The sequence below is a fragment of the Brevundimonas sp. GW821-FHT10E09 genome (genome assembly GCF_058809375.1).
In genome coordinates this window covers 63,898-78,614 of the sequence record NZ_JBXASO010000010.1, presented here as the reverse complement: position 1 = coordinate 78,614, position 14,717 = coordinate 63,898, and the positions used below count along the sequence as shown (strand labels likewise).

The 14,717-nt window shown below is 68.3% G+C and carries 15 protein-coding genes; 5 read left to right on the top strand and 10 right to left on the bottom strand.

Translation table 11 applies throughout. From position 1 onward, the window contains the following. Positions 1 to 4: 4 nt before the first annotated feature. Complete coding sequence (gene grxC / locus AC1RSI_RS10885; protein ID WP_008262738.1) at positions 5 to 262, bottom strand: glutaredoxin 3; 258 nt, start codon at positions 260 to 262, stop codon at positions 5 to 7. A gap of 62 nt (positions 263 to 324) precedes the next feature. Beyond that, complete coding sequence (locus tag AC1RSI_RS10880; RefSeq protein WP_154726345.1) at positions 325 to 1,119, bottom strand: ComFC family protein; 795 nt, start codon at positions 1,117 to 1,119, stop codon at positions 325 to 327. Between AC1RSI_RS10880 and AC1RSI_RS10875 the strand changes: the two genes are divergently transcribed. Next, positions 1,118 to 2,032 carry a methyltransferase domain-containing protein gene (locus AC1RSI_RS10875; RefSeq protein ID WP_052004987.1) on the top strand — a complete coding sequence of 305 codons (915 nt, stop codon included), beginning with the start codon at positions 1,118 to 1,120 and terminating at the stop codon, positions 2,030 to 2,032. The two genes, AC1RSI_RS10880 and AC1RSI_RS10875, sit on opposite strands and share 2 nt — an antisense overlap. Positions 2,033 to 2,052: 20 nt before the next feature. Here the strand turns inward: AC1RSI_RS10875 and AC1RSI_RS10870 are convergent, their stop codons facing one another. Genes AC1RSI_RS10870 through AC1RSI_RS10855 form a run of 4 tightly spaced genes read right to left on the bottom strand, consistent with a single transcriptional unit; the run spans position 2,053 to position 4,995 of the window. Beyond that, positions 2,053 to 2,232, bottom strand: coding sequence for a Flp family type IVb pilin (locus AC1RSI_RS10870; RefSeq protein WP_008263592.1), 180 nt, complete (start codon positions 2,230 to 2,232; stop codon positions 2,053 to 2,055). A gap of 24 nt (positions 2,233 to 2,256) precedes the next feature. Next, the gene (locus tag AC1RSI_RS10865; RefSeq protein ID WP_008263280.1) at positions 2,257 to 2,670 is read right to left on the bottom strand and encodes a (deoxy)nucleoside triphosphate pyrophosphohydrolase; all 414 of its coding nucleotides are present in this window, start codon (positions 2,668 to 2,670) and stop codon (positions 2,257 to 2,259) included. Beyond that, positions 2,667 to 4,061 (bottom strand): bifunctional glutamate N-acetyltransferase/amino-acid acetyltransferase ArgJ, encoded by a 1,395-nt coding sequence (gene argJ, locus AC1RSI_RS10860; protein WP_008260229.1) that lies wholly within the window; start codon positions 4,059 to 4,061, stop codon positions 2,667 to 2,669. Before argJ ends, AC1RSI_RS10865 begins: the two co-directional genes overlap by 4 nt. A gap of 1 nt (position 4,062) precedes the next feature. After that, on the bottom strand, positions 4,063 to 4,995 hold the full coding sequence (locus AC1RSI_RS10855; protein WP_492322604.1) for a peptidylprolyl isomerase: 933 nt from the start codon (positions 4,993 to 4,995) through the stop codon (positions 4,063 to 4,065). 281 nt (positions 4,996 to 5,276) lie between these two features. Between AC1RSI_RS10855 and secA the strand changes: the two genes are divergently transcribed. Continuing rightward, positions 5,277 to 8,126, top strand: coding sequence for a preprotein translocase subunit SecA (gene secA, locus AC1RSI_RS10850; protein ID WP_035310485.1), 2,850 nt, complete (start codon positions 5,277 to 5,279; stop codon positions 8,124 to 8,126). Between the two features lie 59 nt (positions 8,127 to 8,185). Here the strand turns inward: secA and hemW are convergent, their stop codons facing one another. Then, positions 8,186 to 9,346 carry a radical SAM family heme chaperone HemW gene (gene hemW, locus AC1RSI_RS10845; RefSeq protein WP_154725818.1) on the bottom strand — a complete coding sequence of 387 codons (1,161 nt, stop codon included), beginning with the start codon at positions 9,344 to 9,346 and terminating at the stop codon, positions 8,186 to 8,188. Next, positions 9,339 to 9,941: an RdgB/HAM1 family non-canonical purine NTP pyrophosphatase gene (gene rdgB / locus AC1RSI_RS10840; protein WP_035310481.1), complete on the bottom strand. Its 603-nt coding sequence runs from the start codon at positions 9,939 to 9,941 to the stop codon at positions 9,339 to 9,341. The genes hemW and rdgB overlap by 8 nt, the downstream gene beginning before the upstream one ends. Before the next feature lie 460 nt (positions 9,942 to 10,401). Here rdgB and AC1RSI_RS10835 point away from each other — a divergent pair, with 460 nt between their 5' ends. The 3 genes from AC1RSI_RS10835 to AC1RSI_RS10825 are packed head-to-tail and all read left to right on the top strand — an operon-like array spanning position 10,402 to position 11,917. After that, positions 10,402 to 11,058, top strand: coding sequence for a DUF2975 domain-containing protein (locus AC1RSI_RS10835; RefSeq protein ID WP_052005146.1), 657 nt, complete (start codon positions 10,402 to 10,404; stop codon positions 11,056 to 11,058). A 23-nt stretch (positions 11,059 to 11,081) separates the two neighbouring features. Beyond that, positions 11,082 to 11,321 carry a helix-turn-helix domain-containing protein gene (locus tag AC1RSI_RS10830; protein ID WP_008258757.1) on the top strand — a complete coding sequence of 80 codons (240 nt, stop codon included), beginning with the start codon at positions 11,082 to 11,084 and terminating at the stop codon, positions 11,319 to 11,321. After that, positions 11,318 to 11,917: a Smr/MutS family protein gene (locus AC1RSI_RS10825; RefSeq protein WP_008262312.1), complete on the top strand. Its 600-nt coding sequence runs from the start codon at positions 11,318 to 11,320 to the stop codon at positions 11,915 to 11,917. Before AC1RSI_RS10830 ends, AC1RSI_RS10825 begins: the two co-directional genes overlap by 4 nt. A 71-nt stretch (positions 11,918 to 11,988) precedes the next feature. Here AC1RSI_RS10825 and AC1RSI_RS10820 read toward each other — a convergent pair whose 3' ends face one another. Together AC1RSI_RS10820 and AC1RSI_RS10815 are read right to left on the bottom strand one after the other, a co-directional pair. Further along, the gene (locus AC1RSI_RS10820; protein WP_008261977.1) at positions 11,989 to 12,630 is read right to left on the bottom strand and encodes a TetR/AcrR family transcriptional regulator; all 642 of its coding nucleotides are present in this window, start codon (positions 12,628 to 12,630) and stop codon (positions 11,989 to 11,991) included. 200 nt (positions 12,631 to 12,830) lie between these two features. Next, a complete protein-coding gene (locus tag AC1RSI_RS10815) occupies positions 12,831 to 14,666 on the bottom strand; it encodes a cation:proton antiporter domain-containing protein (protein ID WP_035310010.1) in 1,836 nt (611 codons plus the stop codon). Positions 14,667 to 14,717: the final 51 nt, after the last annotated feature.

Genomic DNA, 14,717 nt, shown 5'->3' with positions numbered 1-14,717 from the left:
GGGATCAGGCCGCCAGAAGCGGGTCGAGCTTGCCCTCGCGGTCCAGGGCGTGGATGTCGTCGGATCCGCCGACGTGGTTCCCGGCGATGAAGATCTGCGGGAAGGTCATGCGGCCGCCGGACTTCTCGACCATCTCGGCCTTCTTGGCCGGGTCGTTCGAGGCGACGATCTCGGTATAGTCAGCGCCCTTCTTCTTCAGCAGCGCCATGGCGCTGTAGCAATAGGGGCAACCGGGTTTGGTGTAGATGACGACGTCGGCCAATTCGGATCTCCAGAATGATGCGCCAAGGGGCGTCGGGCGGCCGCGCCGCCCGTATTTGATGTCTACATAGTCAGTTCACGGGCGTTTCGCACCCGGGCGATGACGGCGAGATCCACCGCCCTGGCCCCGGCGTCGATCAGGGCGCGGGCGCAGGCCTCTCCGGTCGCGCCCGTGGTCAACACGTCGTCGATCAGAAGGATGCGCCGGCCCTTGATCCGCCGCCGACCGATCTCGCTGACGATGAAGGCCTTCTTGACGTTCAGCCGCCGCCCGCGCCGGCTCTTGCCGCCCTGGCTGGTCGTGTGGGTCCTGCGCGTCAGGGCGTCGGGCAGATAGTCGAGCCGGGCGTGGCCGGCCAGAGGCCTGGCGATCTCCGCCGCCTGGTTGAACCGCCGCGACAACAGGCGAAACCGGTGCAGCGGCACGGGCATGACGGCGTCAGCCTCCTGGATCAGATCGGCGGCCGCCCGGCCGATCCAGCGCGCGAACAGGGGGGCGAACTGCTGCTGGTCGCCGTGTTTGTAGCGCAGGATCAGACCCCGCGAATGGTCGTCATAGACACAGGCCGCCCTGGCCCGCGCGAAGACATAGGGCTGGGCGATGCAGGCGGCGCAGCGGGTTTCGGCGAAGGCGCCGCCGTCGAACTCAAAGGCCGCGCCGCAGCCGTCGCACACCGGCGCCTCGAGGAATTGGATCCGGCTCCAGGCGTCGGGCGTCAGACCGGCCGCCGCCGTCGCCTCGCGGCTGTCGTGAGCCAGGGGCGGCAGGACGATATCCGCCAAACCACGTCCCACGTCGCGCAACTGACGCCCCGCCCCTTCCCAGGCGCGGCGCCAGCCCCCATCCTGCATCATCATGACCGCCTCCCCCGAAGCAACGTCCGCATCCTCCAGCGCCCCGCCCCGCATCTTCGACGCCCGGCGACGCGAGGCCCGTCTGGCCCGTGCGGCCCATCGACTGGGCCAGGCCGACTTCCTGCACGTCCGGGCGGCCGAGAATGCGGCGGGCAGCCTGGAGGCCATCCTGCGCGACTTTCCGGTCGCCGTCGATCTCTCGGCCCATTCCGGCCCGTTCGCCCAGGCCCTCGCCGCCAGCGACGCCGCCGGCCGGGTGGGCGTCGTCGCCAGCCCCACGTCGCGCGCCGAGCGGGCCGCGCCGGGCGCCGCCGCCCTGCCGCTGGACGACGGATCGACCGATCTGATCGTCTCCCTGCTCAGCCTGCACTGGGCCAACGACCTGCCCGGCGCCCTGGCCCAGATCCGCAAGGCCCTGAAGCCGGACGGCCTGTTCATCGGCACCCTGTTCGGAGCCGGCACGCTGAAGGAGTTGCGGTCTGTCCTGACCGAGGCGGAGCTGGCCGAGCGCGGCGGGGCCCAGGCGCGGGTCTCGCCCTTCGCCGACGGCTATGACGGCGCCGCCCTGTTGCAGCGCGCCGGCTTCGCCCTGCCGGTCTCGGACGTGGATCGGTTCACCGTCCGCTATCCCGACCTGTTCGCCCTGGTCCGCGACCTGCGGGCCATGGGCGAGACCAATGTGCTGGACGGGCCGATCCGCCCGCTCAACCGCGCCGTGATCGCCCGCGCCGCGTCCCTGTACGCCGAACGCCACGGCGACGCCGACGGCCGCATCCCCGCCACCTTCGAGATCATCCATCTGGCCGGCTGGAAGCCCCACGAGAGCCAGCAGAAGCCGCTGGCGCGCGGCTCCGCCAAGGTCCGGCTGGCGGATGCGCTGGGCGTGAAGGAGATGACCGGCGACGAGATCGACTGACGAACGTCTCCGGGTTTGCTTCAGCGGTTCAGGGCGTCCGCGATCTTTTGCATGGTCTGATTATAGAGACCGCCGTTCGATGCGCCCAGCGCATTCAGCCCGCCGAGAATGGCGACGAAGATCAGGCCGCAGATGAGGCCGTATTCGATGGCGGTCGCGCCCCTGTCGTCATTCAGGAACCGGGCGGTGAAACGTCGCATGGCCGGCCTCCTGGTCGGCGGTGATCAGAGCAGGTCGCGCAACCAGGCGACCAGGGGTTCGTCCGCCGGCGGCATGGGATAGGCCGACAGCTTGTCCGGCTTCACCCAGGCCAGGGCGTCGTGTTCGCGCGCGGCGACCACGCCGTCCCAGCGGCGGCACAGATACAGTGGCATCAACAGGTGAAAGGAATCGTAAGCGTGGCTGGCGAAGACGAAGGGCGCCAGGCAGGATTCGCTGACCTCTATGCCCAACTCCTCGCGCAGCTCGCGGATCAGGGCCGCCTCGGGCCGCTCGCCCGGCTCGACCTTGCCGCCGGGAAACTCCCACAGCCCCGCAAGGGACTTGCCCTGCGGCCGTTTGGCGATCAGCACCCGCCCATCGACATCGATCAGGGCGACGGCGACGACGAGGACGGTAGGGAGAGGCGTATCAGTCACGAACGATAATCGCCGTTGATCTCGATATAGCCCTTGGTCAGGTCGCAGGTCCAAACCGTGGCCGAGGCCCGGCCCGCGCCCACGTCGACGGTGATGTCGATCTCGGGGTTCTTCATGTAGGCGGTCATTTTGGCCTCGTCGTAGGTCGGGGACGGGGCGCCGTCGACGGCGGCGACATTGGGTCCGAACCGGATGCCCAGCCGGTCGCGGTCCACCGGCTCCTCGGTCTTGCCCACGGCCATGACCACCCGGCCCCAGTTGGCGTCCTGACCGGCGATGGCGGTCTTGACCAGGGGGCTGTCGGCGATGGACTTGGCCAATTTTCTGGCTGATGCGGGGCTGGCGGCGCCGTCCACCGTTACCTTGACGAACTTGGTCGCTCCCTCGCCGTCGCGCACCAGCTGGTGCGCCAGGTCCAGCATCACCTTGTCCAGGGCGACCGAGAAGCTCTTCAGCCGACGATCCCCGACCCGCCCGATGCGCGGCGCGCCCGAGGTTCCGGTGGCGAACAGCAGGGCGGTGTCGTTGGTCGAGGTGTCGCCGTCCACCGTCACGCTGTTGAAGGTGGTGCGGACATGCAGGCCCAGCAGGGCCTGAAGCACGTTCGGATGGATGTCGGCGTCGGTGACGATGAAGGCCAGCATGGTCGCCATGTCCGGCGCGATCATGCCCGACCCCTTGGCGATCCCCGCGATCCTGACCTTGTAACCTTCGATCTCGGCCTCGGCGTAGGAGCCCTTGGGGAAGGTGTCGGTGGTCATGACGCCGCGTCCGGCCCTGGCCCATTGTTCGGACGGGTGGATGTCGGCATCCAGGCGGCTTTCGATGTCGGGCAGTTTGGAGACGATCTTCTTTTCGTCCAGCACCACGCCGATGACCCCGGTCGAGGCCAGCATGACGTCGCGCTGGCGACAGCCGAACCGTTTGGCGACCTCCGAGGCGGTGCGGCGGGCGGCGTCGGCGCCGGCCTTGCCGGTGAAGGCGTTGGCGCAACCGGCGTTGACCACCAGGGCGCGCACGTCCTTGCCGCCGTCCGCCCCGCCCAGCGCCTTCTTGCACCAGTCGACCGGGGCCGAGCCGATCTTGTGGCGGGTGAAGACGCCGGCGCAGCTGGTGCCCCGCGCGAACCGGAACACCACCAGGTCGTCGCGTTCATGCTTGTAGAAGCCGGCTCGGGCGGTGGCGATCTCGACCCCGCCGATGGGCGGGATGGTGGGGAAGGGCACGGCCAGGGGCGACACGGCCAGACCCGGCTTTCCGGCGGCGGGCGCGGGGGCTGAGGCGGGCTCGGCCGGGCGGGTGGCGCGTTTCAGGGCCGTGGCGAACGGATCCAGGGCTTTTTCGAACGCCTGTTCGATCTTCTGGCCGGTGGTCGAGGGGGGCTTGTTCATGTCAGGCGGCCGGGGCGGGGGCGGAAGTCGGGGAGGGGGCGGCGTCGGCGGGCGGAGGAGCGCTGGGAGCGGCGGGCGGCGGGGCGGAGGCCGGCTCCTCGTTTCGCCCGGCGGTTTCGCCCGCCAGCAGGACGTCGACCTTGGCCTTGCCGCGCAACTGCTCCAGCAACTGCCGCACGCCCTCATAGGTCAGGTAGCGGACGATCTGGGGCCGGGCCTGCTCCAGGGTCGGCGGGCTTTCCTTGCGCCGGTCCTCGACCCGCAGCACGGCCCAGCCGCCTTCGGTCTGGAACGGACCGACGGTGGACCCTGCCGGTTTGTCGCGCAGGGCGCCGGCATAGGCCTGGGGCATGACGTCCAGGGTCGAATAGCCCAGGTCGCCGCCTGAAAAGCGCGTCGCCTCGTCCACCGACCGCTCCATGGCCACGGCCTCGAAACTGGCGCCCTGGCCCAGGATGCCGATGACCGCCTCGGCCTCCGGCTTGGTGCGCGACAGGATCAGGCGGACGCGGATCTCCTCCGATGTCTTCGCCAGCCGCAATTGCTCATTGTACAGGGTCTGGACCGCCTGGTCGGAAATGGCGCCGTTGACCACGCTCTCCACCAGCATGTCGCCCAGGATTCGTTCGCGGGTCGCCTCGAGGCGACGCTGGGCCAGGGGCGAGGCGTCCAGGCGACGGCGCTCGGCCTCCCTGGCGAGCAGTTTCTGATCGATCACCTCGTCCAGCACGCGCCGGAACAGGTCCGAGGTCACGTCCAGCGGCTCGCCCTCGCCCACCAGCCCTTGGGCCACCGCCTCGCGCTTGACGTCCGAGGCCCAGACGGTCTCGTCCTGGACCCGGGCCACCGGCCGGTCGCCCGGCTCCGGGGCCTTGTCGTCCCCGCCGCCGCGCGAACAGGCGGCGACCGTCAGGACCGCAGCCAGAAGCGCCATGGAAAACAGGCCGAAAGGTCGCCGAAATGGGGTCAAGAGGGCGCTCCGTAGAAGGCGGCCGAAAGCCCCTCGCGTTGACAGGGGTTAGGCCGGTGCTTAAGTCCCGCCTGCGCCCAAGTCGAGGGGTTTTGATCGTCTGCGCGGCCCTTCGCGCGCGCCAGTTCCGGCGCATCGGGGTCGCCACCGGTTCGGGCCCCTCTCGCGGCGTCCGTATCGCCGCCCCTCACGGGATTTCCAGAGCCGCTCAGCTCGCAGACGCTCGACCGCTTACCGGATCCAATATGCTCGGCTTCGCCAAGAAACTTTTCGGCTCTTCCAACGACCGCAAGGTCAAGGCCTTCCAGGACCACGCCCAGCGCATCAATGCGCTGGAGCCCAAGTTCGCCGCCCTGTCCGACGACGAGCTGCGGATGATGACCGACGCCTTCCGGGACCGCCTGGCCAATGGCGAGACCCTGGACAAGATCCTGCCCGAGGCCTTCGCCGTGGTGCGCGAGGCGTCCAAGCGGGTGCTGGGCCAGCGTCAGTACGACGTCCAGCTGGCCGGCGGCATGATCCTGCACGAAGGCGGCATCGCCGAGATGCGGACCGGCGAGGGCAAGACCCTGGTCGCCGTGGCGCCCGTCTATCTGAACGCCCTGCCGGGCAAGGGCGTCCACGTCATCACCGTCAACGACTACCTGGCCCGCCGCGACGCCGAGACCATGGGCAAGGTCTATCGCTTCCTGGGTCTTGAGGTCGGGGTCATCGTCAACGGCCTGAGCCAGGGCCAGCGCCAGGCGGCCTACGCCGCCGACGTCACCTACGGCACCAACAACGAGTTCGGCTTCGACTATCTGCGCGACAACCTGGTCTATGACCGGCGCGAGATGGTGCAGCGCCCGCACAATTTCGCCATTGTCGATGAAGTCGATTCCATCCTGATCGACGAAGCGCGCACGCCTCTGATCATCTCGGGCCCGACCGAGGACCGTTCGGACCTGTACAAGATCCTCGACGGCCTGGTGAAGGAGCTGATCAAGGACAAGGACACCTTCGAGCTCGACGAGAAGCAGAAACAGGTCCTGCTGACCGAACTGGGCTCGGAGCGGATGGAAGAGGCGCTGGAAAGCGGCGGCCACTTCGCCGCAGACACCACCGGCCTGTACGACGCCGCCAACATCAGCCTGGTCCACCACACCAACCAGGCCCTGCGCGCCAACACCCTGTATCAGCGCGACAAGGACTATATCATCAAGGGCGGCGAGATCGTCCTGATCGACGAATTCACCGGCCGGATGATGACCGGCCGCCGCCTGTCGGAAGGCCTCCACCAGGCCATCGAGGCCAAGGAAGACGTCAAGATCCAGCCCGAGAACCAGACCCTGGCCTCGGTCACGATCCAGAACTATTTCCGCCTGTACCAGAAGCTGTCGGGCATGACCGGCACCGCCGCGACCGAGGCCCAGGAGTTCGGCGACATCTACAAGATGGACGTGCTGGAGGTGCCGACCAACCGGCCGATCCAGCGCAAGGACTATGACGACGAGGTCTATCGGACCCACGCCGAGAAGAACCAGGCCATCGCCAAACAGATCGCCGAATGCCACCTGGCGGGTCAGCCCATCCTGGTCGGCACCGTATCGATCGAGCGTTCGGAACAGCTGTCGGATCTGCTGAGCAAGTTCGAATACAAGGTCGAGGTCTCGCGCAAGCTGAAGCCCCAGTACGAGGGCAAGGCCAAGGAAGCCGAGAAGATCGGCGACGCCGCCTATGACATCACCTACGAGACCAAGCTGCGCGGCATCCCGCACTCCGTCCTGAACGCGCGCCAGCACGAGCAGGAGGCCTATATCGTCGCCGACGCCGGTCTGCCGGGCGTGGTGACCATCGCCACCAACATGGCGGGCCGCGGCACCGACATCCAGCTCGGGGGCAACCTCGAGATGAAGATGCAGAAGTGGCTGCTGGAACAGCGCAACATGGCCGTCGAGGTCACGCCCGAGATGGAGAAGGCCCAGGAGGCCCAGTACAAGGCCGACATCGCCGTCCAGCGCGAGATCGCGCTCGCCGCCGGCGGTCTGTTCGTCCTGGGCACCGAACGCCACGAGAGCCGCCGGATCGACAACCAGCTGCGCGGCCGCACCGGCCGTCAGGGCGACCCCGGCACCTCGAAATTCTATCTGTCCTGCGAGGACGACCTGCTGCGCATCTTCGCCGGCGACCGTCTGGACTCGATCATGAAGACCTTTGGCGTGGCCGAGGGCGAGGCCATCACCCACCCCTGGCTGAACCGCGCCATCGAGACCGCCCAGAAGCGGGTCGAGACCCGCAACTACGACATCCGCAAGAATCTGCTGAAATACGACGACGTCGTGAACGACCAGCGCAAGGCCGTGTTCGAGCAGCGCCAGGAGTTCATGGACTCCGAGGACCTGTCTGAACTGGTCGGCGACTTCCGCCGCGACGTGGTCTCCGACCTGGTCGAACGCTACATGCCGCCCAAGGCCTATGCCGAACAGTGGGACATCGACGGTCTGGACGAAAAGGTCCGCACGACCCTGGGCCTGGAGCTGCCGCTGCACGACTGGGCGGCCGAGGAAGGCGTGTCGAACGAGGAGATCGAGGAGCGGCTTCTGGCCGCCGCCGACGCCCGCGCCGCCGAACGGCTGGAACAGATCGGCGCCGACCAGACGCGCGGTCTGGAGAAGCAGTTCATGCTGCAGATGATCGACATGCAGTGGCGCGAACACCTGGTCCATCTGGATCATCTGCGCGGCGTGATCGGCCTGCGCGGCTACGGCCAGCGCGATCCGCTGAACGAATACAAGACCGAGGCCTTCGCCTTGTTCGAGAACCTGCTGTACGACCTGCGCCACAACGTCACCCGCTGGCTGATGACGGTCGAGTTCCGCTTCCAGGCGCCGCCGGAAATGCCCGAGTTCCAGGAAATCCACCTGAACCCCGGCACCGGCGAGAACGAGATGGTCAATCCGGCCGCGCAAAATCCGGAAGGCCAGTTGATCGGCGACGACCGCTCCAAGCTTCCGGTCGAGGCCCTGCCGCCCGGCTGGGAAATGACCGGCCGTAACTCCCCCTGCCCCTGCGGCTCGGGCCGCAAGTTCAAACACTGCCACGGGGCGCTGGTCTAAGCGCACCGTCCCGATGTGACGCCAGAGCGGCCCCGGATTTCGATCCGGGGCCGTTTTGTTTAGGTCAGCAAAGCCTTCAGCACCCCGTCCAGCACCGGCCGACCGCGCGGCGTCGCCACCAGTCGGCCGGCGCTGAGCCTCAGAAATCCGTCGGTGATCAGGTCGGCTGTCGGCGCCGCGTCCGCGTCCAACCCCAGGTCCGCCAGCAGCCCGACCGGCGCGCCCTCGACTGTGCGCAGGCCCAGCAGCAGCTTTTCTTCGGCCGCCCCGGCGGCGTCCAGCCGTTCCGTCTCCATCCAGGGTGATCCCGCCCCGACCCCGGCCACATAGTCGGCGATCCGGCGATGGGCGACAGTGGCGGTGCGGGTCCCGTCCAGCGTCAGCCGCCCGTGGGCGCCGGGGCCCAGGCCCAGATAGTCGCCGCCGCGCCAGACGTGCAGATTGTGCGCCGAGCGCGCCGACACGCCCCGCGCATGATTGGACACCTCATAGGCGTCGAACCCGGCGGCCTCCAGCACGGTCTGGGTGGTCTCGTACAGGGCTGCGGCCTGGTCTTCATCGGGCGGGATCAGGGTTCCGCGCGCCAGGGCCCGTCCGAACGCCGTCGTCGGCTCCAGGGTCAGCTGATAGGGCGAGACGTGCTCAAACCCCATGTCCAGGGCCGCGCCCAGCTCCGTCGCCCAGTCGGCCGGGGTCTGGCCCGGCCGGGCGTAGATCAGGTCGATGGACAGGCGCGAAAAGGCCCGCCCGGCCAGATCGACCGCGCGCCGCGCCTCGGCCGCCGAATGATCCCGCCCCAGGAACCGCAGCGCGGCGTCGTCCAGCGCCTGCACCCCCATCGACAGCCGGTTGACCCCCGCCCCCGCCAGGGCGGCGAACCGGGCCGCCTCGGCGTCGGTCGGATTGGCCTCCAGCGAAATCTCGATCGCACCCGCCGGGGGGAACAGATCGTACGCCTGGGCGATGATCCGGGCTGCGGCCTCGGGCGCCATCAGCGACGGCGTGCCCCCGCCGAAGAAGATCGAGGCCAGCCGGCGCGACCCCGTCAGGGCCCGCTGCGCCCGCATGTCGGCCAGGATCGCCTCGACCAGCGCCGCCTGTTCCTCGACCCGCCCCCGGTCGCGCACGACGTTGAAGTCGCAATAGGGGCAGATGCGCGAACAATAGGGCCAGTGGACATAGAGGCCGACGTCCGTTCCTGGGGCGAGGAAATCAGTCAATCAACGCGGCCCGCAGCTTGGCGAAGGCGCGGGTGCGGTGGCTGATCGCCTCCTTGGCCGCCGGCTCCATCTCGCCGAAGGTCAGCGCGCCGCCCTCGGGAATGAAGATGGGATCATAGCCGAAGCCCCGGTCGCCGCGCGGCGGGAAGGTCAGACGGCCGTGCACCTCGCCCTCCACCACCACGCACGGCCCGTCCGGCCAGGCCACGGCCAGGGCCGAGGTGAACCAGGCGGCGCGGTCCATCGCCCCGATCTCCTCCAGCCGGTCTTCGACCTTCTTCATCGCCACGGCGAAATCCTTGCCCGGTCCGGCCCAGCGGGCGGAGAATATGCCCGGCGCCCCGTCCAGGGCCGCCACCGACATTCCCGAGTCGTCGGCCAGGGCGACCTCGCCTGACAAGGCGGCCGCATGACGAGCCTTCAGCATGGCGTTGCCGGCGAAGGTGGTCTCGGTCTCGTCCGGCTCGGGCAGATTCAACTGGCCGGCGGTGAGGATCTCGTAATCTTCACCCAGCAGGGCGGCGATCTCCGGAACCTTGCCGGGGTTGTGGGTGGCGGCGACGATCCGCATCCCTTTGAAAAGCTTGAGAGTCATCGATTGTCACGGCCCTGAAACAGTCTATTGCCAAAGTTTAATATCGTTAAACGATATGTAACGTGCTTTTTAGCAGCGCACGGCCTATCTATTGATCGTCAGGAACGGGGCCGCACCGTTCAGGACTTCCGGAAAATCCGGAACGATCATGCGGATAATAAACCAAGCGGGTGATTATCACCCAAACAGGAACAACGGAGAACCCTGATGCATACGATGAACATGTCGCTCTGGCTGGACAAGGTCTGCGCCGCTTTCGTCAACACGGTCCTGATCGCCGCCCTGCCGACCGCCCTGGTCGCCATTCTGGTTCAAGCCCTCTGATCGCGCCCAAGTCCAGCCCTGTATCGATCACGAGAGCTTTGACGACCTTGACGAAGACCGCGATGTATAGAGCTGCGCGCGGGTTCGCCGGACCCCGCGCAGCCGTCGCGCCCTTCCCTCCGGCCTGAGACCGACCATGCGCCTGCTCCCGCCGCGACATCCGCTGAAGCGAGGCGAGGCGCTGAGTCCAAAATGGCTGACCCCGAAATGGCCCGCCCCTCGCTGGCTGCGCGCCATTACCGCGCCGCTGAAGGCCCCGTTCCGCGCCCTGGGCCCGGGTTCGGTCTCCAGCGTGCTGAAGGTGGCGCTGGACGTCGCCTATATCCTGCTCTGGCTCATCACCGGCCTGCTGTTGTTGCTGCTGGTCGCCGCCGTCTTCATTCCCCTGGACAATGTGAACATCACCGTCAGCGGCGAGTCCGGCGGGCGACAGCTGCCGCTGACCCGTATGCTTCTGCTGTTCGGCCTGGGGGCGGCCACCGCCTATTTCGGCGGCTTCATGCTGATCCTGCGCAGCCTGCGTCGGATCTTCCGCACCCTGACCATGGGCGATCCCTTCCATCCCGACAATGTCCGCCGTCTGCGCCAGATCGGCCTGACCCTGGCGGTCGTGACCGGCGGCGTCTGGCTGGCCCAGGGCTTCGTGGCCGCGCGCCTGGCGCCGGGCGTCATGGATCCCCAGGGGCTGGGTGAACTGCTGACCCCGATCTTCTCCGTCCTGATCGTCTTCGTCCTGGCGGAGGTTTTCCGCGAGGGGGCGCGCCTGCGCCGCGAATCCGAACTGACGATCTGAGCCGTTTCCAGTAGGACTTCCCCATGGCCATCCGCGTCCAGCTTGATCGCGTCCTCGTCGAACGCCGCATGTCGCTGACCGAACTCGCCGACCGGGTCGGGGTGACGGTGGCGAATCTGTCGATCCTGAAGACGGGCAAGGCGCGCGCCGTGCGGTTCTCGACCCTCGACGCCCTGTGTCGCGAACTGGACTGTCAGCCCGGCGATCTGCTGGTTCACGAACCCGGTCCGGGCGACGCCTTCGACGACGACGCCGAGGCATGAAGCGCAAGGGCCCCGGCCGTGACGAGAACGGGCTGACGCCCGAGGACCGTCGCATCTGGAGCCGCATCACCGGCACGGTCGCCGCCCCACGCAGCCGCAAGGCCGCCCGCGTCACCCCCGGCGCCGAGGCTCCGGCCCATGTCGTGGTCGCCCCGCCGGAGCATCCGCGCCGCCTGCCCAAGGTCTCGCCGCAACGCAACCTCCCGACCGCCCCGCCGGTCGACTCTCGCCCCCCGGCGTCCCGCGCCGCCGCCTCGCGTGTCCGCTCCGCGCCCGAGGATCTGGAGCCGCGCCGCAAACACCGGCTGTCGCGCGAGCGGGACCCCATCGAGGCGCGCATCGACCTGCACGGCTTCGGCCGGTTCGAGGCCGAGGATCAGCTGCAGGCCTTTCTGACGTCGTGCCAGGCGCGGGGCATGCGGGCGGTCCTGGTCATCACCGGCCAGGGACGGCTGGGCGGCGGAGTGATCCGCGCCTCGTTCGGGGAATGGATGCAGTCGCCGGGCCTGCGCGGCGTCGTGTCCGGCTTCACCGTCGCCCATCAGAGGCACGGCGGCAACGGCGCCTTCTACGTCACCCTGAAGCGTAAGGCCTGAACGCGGAACGCCGTGCATGAAAAGGCCGGGACCGCGCGGCGGCCCCGACCTTTTCAGGCGCTTCTATTGGATTATTTGGCGGACAGCGCGCCGGCCAGGATCACGTCGATCTGCTTGCCCATATGGTCGGACAGGGCTTGAGCGTCCCATTCGTCATAGGCGGCGCGGCGGTAGTTCGACAGATAGGCGTCCCAGATCAGCTCGACCAGCAGGCGGATGTCGGCGTCCTTGTTCACCTCGCCCTTGGCGACGGCTTCCTGGAGGATGCCGCCGATCGCCAGCAGCAGGTTCTTGGTCGCGGCGCGGGCGCGCATCTCGGCGGCCAGGGGCTGGAACCACGACCGGGCGACGATGGCCTGGAACAAGGGCAACTGGTCCAGCGAGGAGTGATAGCCGGCGCTGAGGGCGCCTAGCAGTCGCTGGCGAACGGGTTCGCCCTGGGGCGCGCCCGCCTCGACCACCTCGGCCAGGCGGGTCATGTCCTCGGTCAGGACGGCTTCGAACAGTTCGGCCTTGTCCTGGAAGTTGGCGAAGACCGCCCCGGTGGACATGCCGGCGCCCTTGGCGATGTCGCGGATCGTGGCCGGCTCATAGCCGCGCTCGGCGAACAGGGAGCGGGCGGCGTCCAGAACCTTCTGGCGAGTCCGGACCTTGGCGGCCTGACGGCGGTTCAGGCGGGGAGCGGCTTCGGTCGAGAGAACGGTATCGGTCATGAAATCAGGCTTTTACTCTACGCATTTCGGAAGCCCTGACGGCCCGAAGTTGACTGGGTCAGTCGCTTAGACCGCGAGGCGAGACGTTATGTTGCTTCGCCCGCCAACCGCGCGATGCTGAAGCAGGGCTTGCATCACGGAACCATGACGAAAATGGGTCGCAAAAGCTAATGTCGCGGTTAACGGCCCGATTTCTAAGCTTAACTGTTATGGTTACCTGTCCCCATCTGAGGCATTCTCAACGCGCGGGTGGTTCTACTGCGTCCTCCGGCGGGTATGGCGGCCTGGAAGGTCCGGCGAAACTGATCCCGCTTCTCGTGGATCGAGGCCAGCACCAGGCCCATGGGCACGCCCAGATCGACCAGGGTGTTCTCCGCCAGCTGCAGGCTGGCCTCGGTCGTTTCGGGCACCGCGTCGGTGACGCCCAAGGCATAGAGGCGCGCCGCATGTTGGTCGTCGCGGGCGCGGGCGATGATGATCAGGTCGTCGCGCAAGGCGCGAGCCGTGGTCACCACCTCGTCCACCTTGGTCGGGGCGTCCATGGTGACGATCAGGGCGCGGGTGGACAGGACGCCGCAATGCGCCAGCATCTCGGCGCGACCCGCGTCGCCGTAGAAGACGTCGAATCCGTCGCGACGTCCCGCCGCCACGGCGGCGGCGTCGGTGTCCAGGGCGATGAAGGCCTGGTCGTGTTCCTTCAGCAGCTCCCCGATCAGTCGTCCAACCCGGCCGAAGCCGACGATGATGACGGCGCCGTCGGCCTGTTCCGGCGGGGCTGCGCCCTCGGGCGTGGTCGGCAGGGCCGGCGCCTTTTCGCGCGACAGCCTCTGGCCCAGCAGGGCCAGGAGGGGAATGGAGAAGATGCTCAGGGTCGCCGACAGGGCCACGGTGCTGGTCAGGGCCGGCGGGGCGATCCCCTCGACCATGCCGGTGGCGAAGACCACGAAGGCGAACTCGCCCGCCGGCGCCAGGACCAGGGCGGTCTCCAGCGCCGGGCGCGCGCCCAGGCCCCACAGGCGCGCCAGGCCGAAGATGACGCCGGTCTTGACCACGGTGATGGCCAGGGCCAGGCCGAACAGCAGGACCGGATTGGCCGCGACCGCGCCCAGGTCCAGGCCCAGGCCGACCCCGACGAAGAAGACCCCCAGCAAAAGACCCTTGAACGGTTCGATGGAGACCTCGACCTCGCGCCTGAACTCGGTCTCGGCCAGAAGCACCCCGGCGACCAGGGCGCCGATGCTCATCGACAGGCCGCTGGCCTGGGCCGCCAGTCCGGCGACCACCACGACCAGCAGGCTGGCGGCGACGAACAGCTCGCCGCCCTGCGCCGACTTGCGCGCCTGGGCCACCGAGCGGAACATCGGCCGCAGCACCACACGACCCATAAGAACCAGCAGGCCCAGGCCGATGGCGGCCGGCACCAGGGTGAACAGCGACCGTCCCAGAACCGCCGGATCCAGCGACCCGCCCGCCTGGGCGACCGCAGCCATCACGCTGACGGTGATCAGGATGGGCGCGACCGACAGATCCTGGGCCAGCAGAATGGCGAAGGTCGACCGACCGACCGTACCCTTCAGCCGCCCGCTTTCGGCCAGGACCGGCATGACGACCGCCGTCGAGGACAGGGCCAGGCCCATGCCCAGCACCGCGGCGCTGACCAGGCTCTGGCCCAGCAGCACGAACAGGCCCGCCAGCACGAGGGTGCAGACGACGACCTGCATCAGCCCCAGGCCGAAGACGAGCCGCCGCATGGCGCGCAGCCGCTCCCACGACAGCTCCAGCCCGATCATGAACAGCAGGAAGGCGACGCCCAGTTCCGACAACTGCGCCAGCTGAACCGGATCGCTGATGGTGAAATAGGAGAGCCAGGGAAGCGTGTCCGAAAACCGCGCCAGCCCGCTGGGGCCCAACACCACCCCGGCGGCCAGAAAGCCCAGAACCGGACTGATCTTCAGTCGGTTGACCAGGGGTACGATCACCCCCGCCGCCGCCAGGAAGACCACCAGATCCTTGTAGTCTGCGCCGTGCCCCTGCATTCGCCCTCCGTATCCCCGGCATGTGACCCGGAACCGCCGTCCCTGGCGAGA

Excerpts from the sequence above, each read along its gene's own strand:
- AC1RSI_RS10875 (WP_052004987.1), top strand. The coding sequence starts at position 1,118 with ATGACCGCCTCCCCCGAAGCAACGTCCGCATCCTCCAGCGCCCCGCCC.
- AC1RSI_RS10880 (WP_154726345.1), bottom strand. The coding sequence starts at position 1,119 with ATGATGATGCAGGATGGGGGCTGGCGCCGCGCCTGGGAAGGGGCGGGG.
- AC1RSI_RS10870 (WP_008263592.1), bottom strand. The coding sequence starts at position 2,232 with ATGCGACGTTTCACCGCCCGGTTCCTGAATGACGACAGGGGCGCGACC.
- argJ (WP_008260229.1), bottom strand. The coding sequence starts at position 4,061 with ATGAACAAGCCCCCCTCGACCACCGGCCAGAAGATCGAACAGGCGTTC.
- AC1RSI_RS10855 (WP_492322604.1), bottom strand. The coding sequence starts at position 4,995 with ATGGCGCTTCTGGCTGCGGTCCTGACGGTCGCCGCCTGTTCGCGCGGC.
- secA (WP_035310485.1), top strand. The coding sequence starts at position 5,277 with ATGCTCGGCTTCGCCAAGAAACTTTTCGGCTCTTCCAACGACCGCAAG.
- rdgB (WP_035310481.1), bottom strand. The coding sequence starts at position 9,941 with ATGACTCTCAAGCTTTTCAAAGGGATGCGGATCGTCGCCGCCACCCAC.
- AC1RSI_RS10835 (WP_052005146.1), top strand. The coding sequence starts at position 10,402 with ATGCGCCTGCTCCCGCCGCGACATCCGCTGAAGCGAGGCGAGGCGCTG.
- AC1RSI_RS10830 (WP_008258757.1), top strand. The coding sequence starts at position 11,082 with ATGGCCATCCGCGTCCAGCTTGATCGCGTCCTCGTCGAACGCCGCATG.
- AC1RSI_RS10825 (WP_008262312.1), top strand. The coding sequence starts at position 11,318 with ATGAAGCGCAAGGGCCCCGGCCGTGACGAGAACGGGCTGACGCCCGAG.
- AC1RSI_RS10820 (WP_008261977.1), bottom strand. The coding sequence starts at position 12,630 with ATGACCGATACCGTTCTCTCGACCGAAGCCGCTCCCCGCCTGAACCGC.
- AC1RSI_RS10815 (WP_035310010.1), bottom strand. The coding sequence starts at position 14,666 with ATGCAGGGGCACGGCGCAGACTACAAGGATCTGGTGGTCTTCCTGGCG.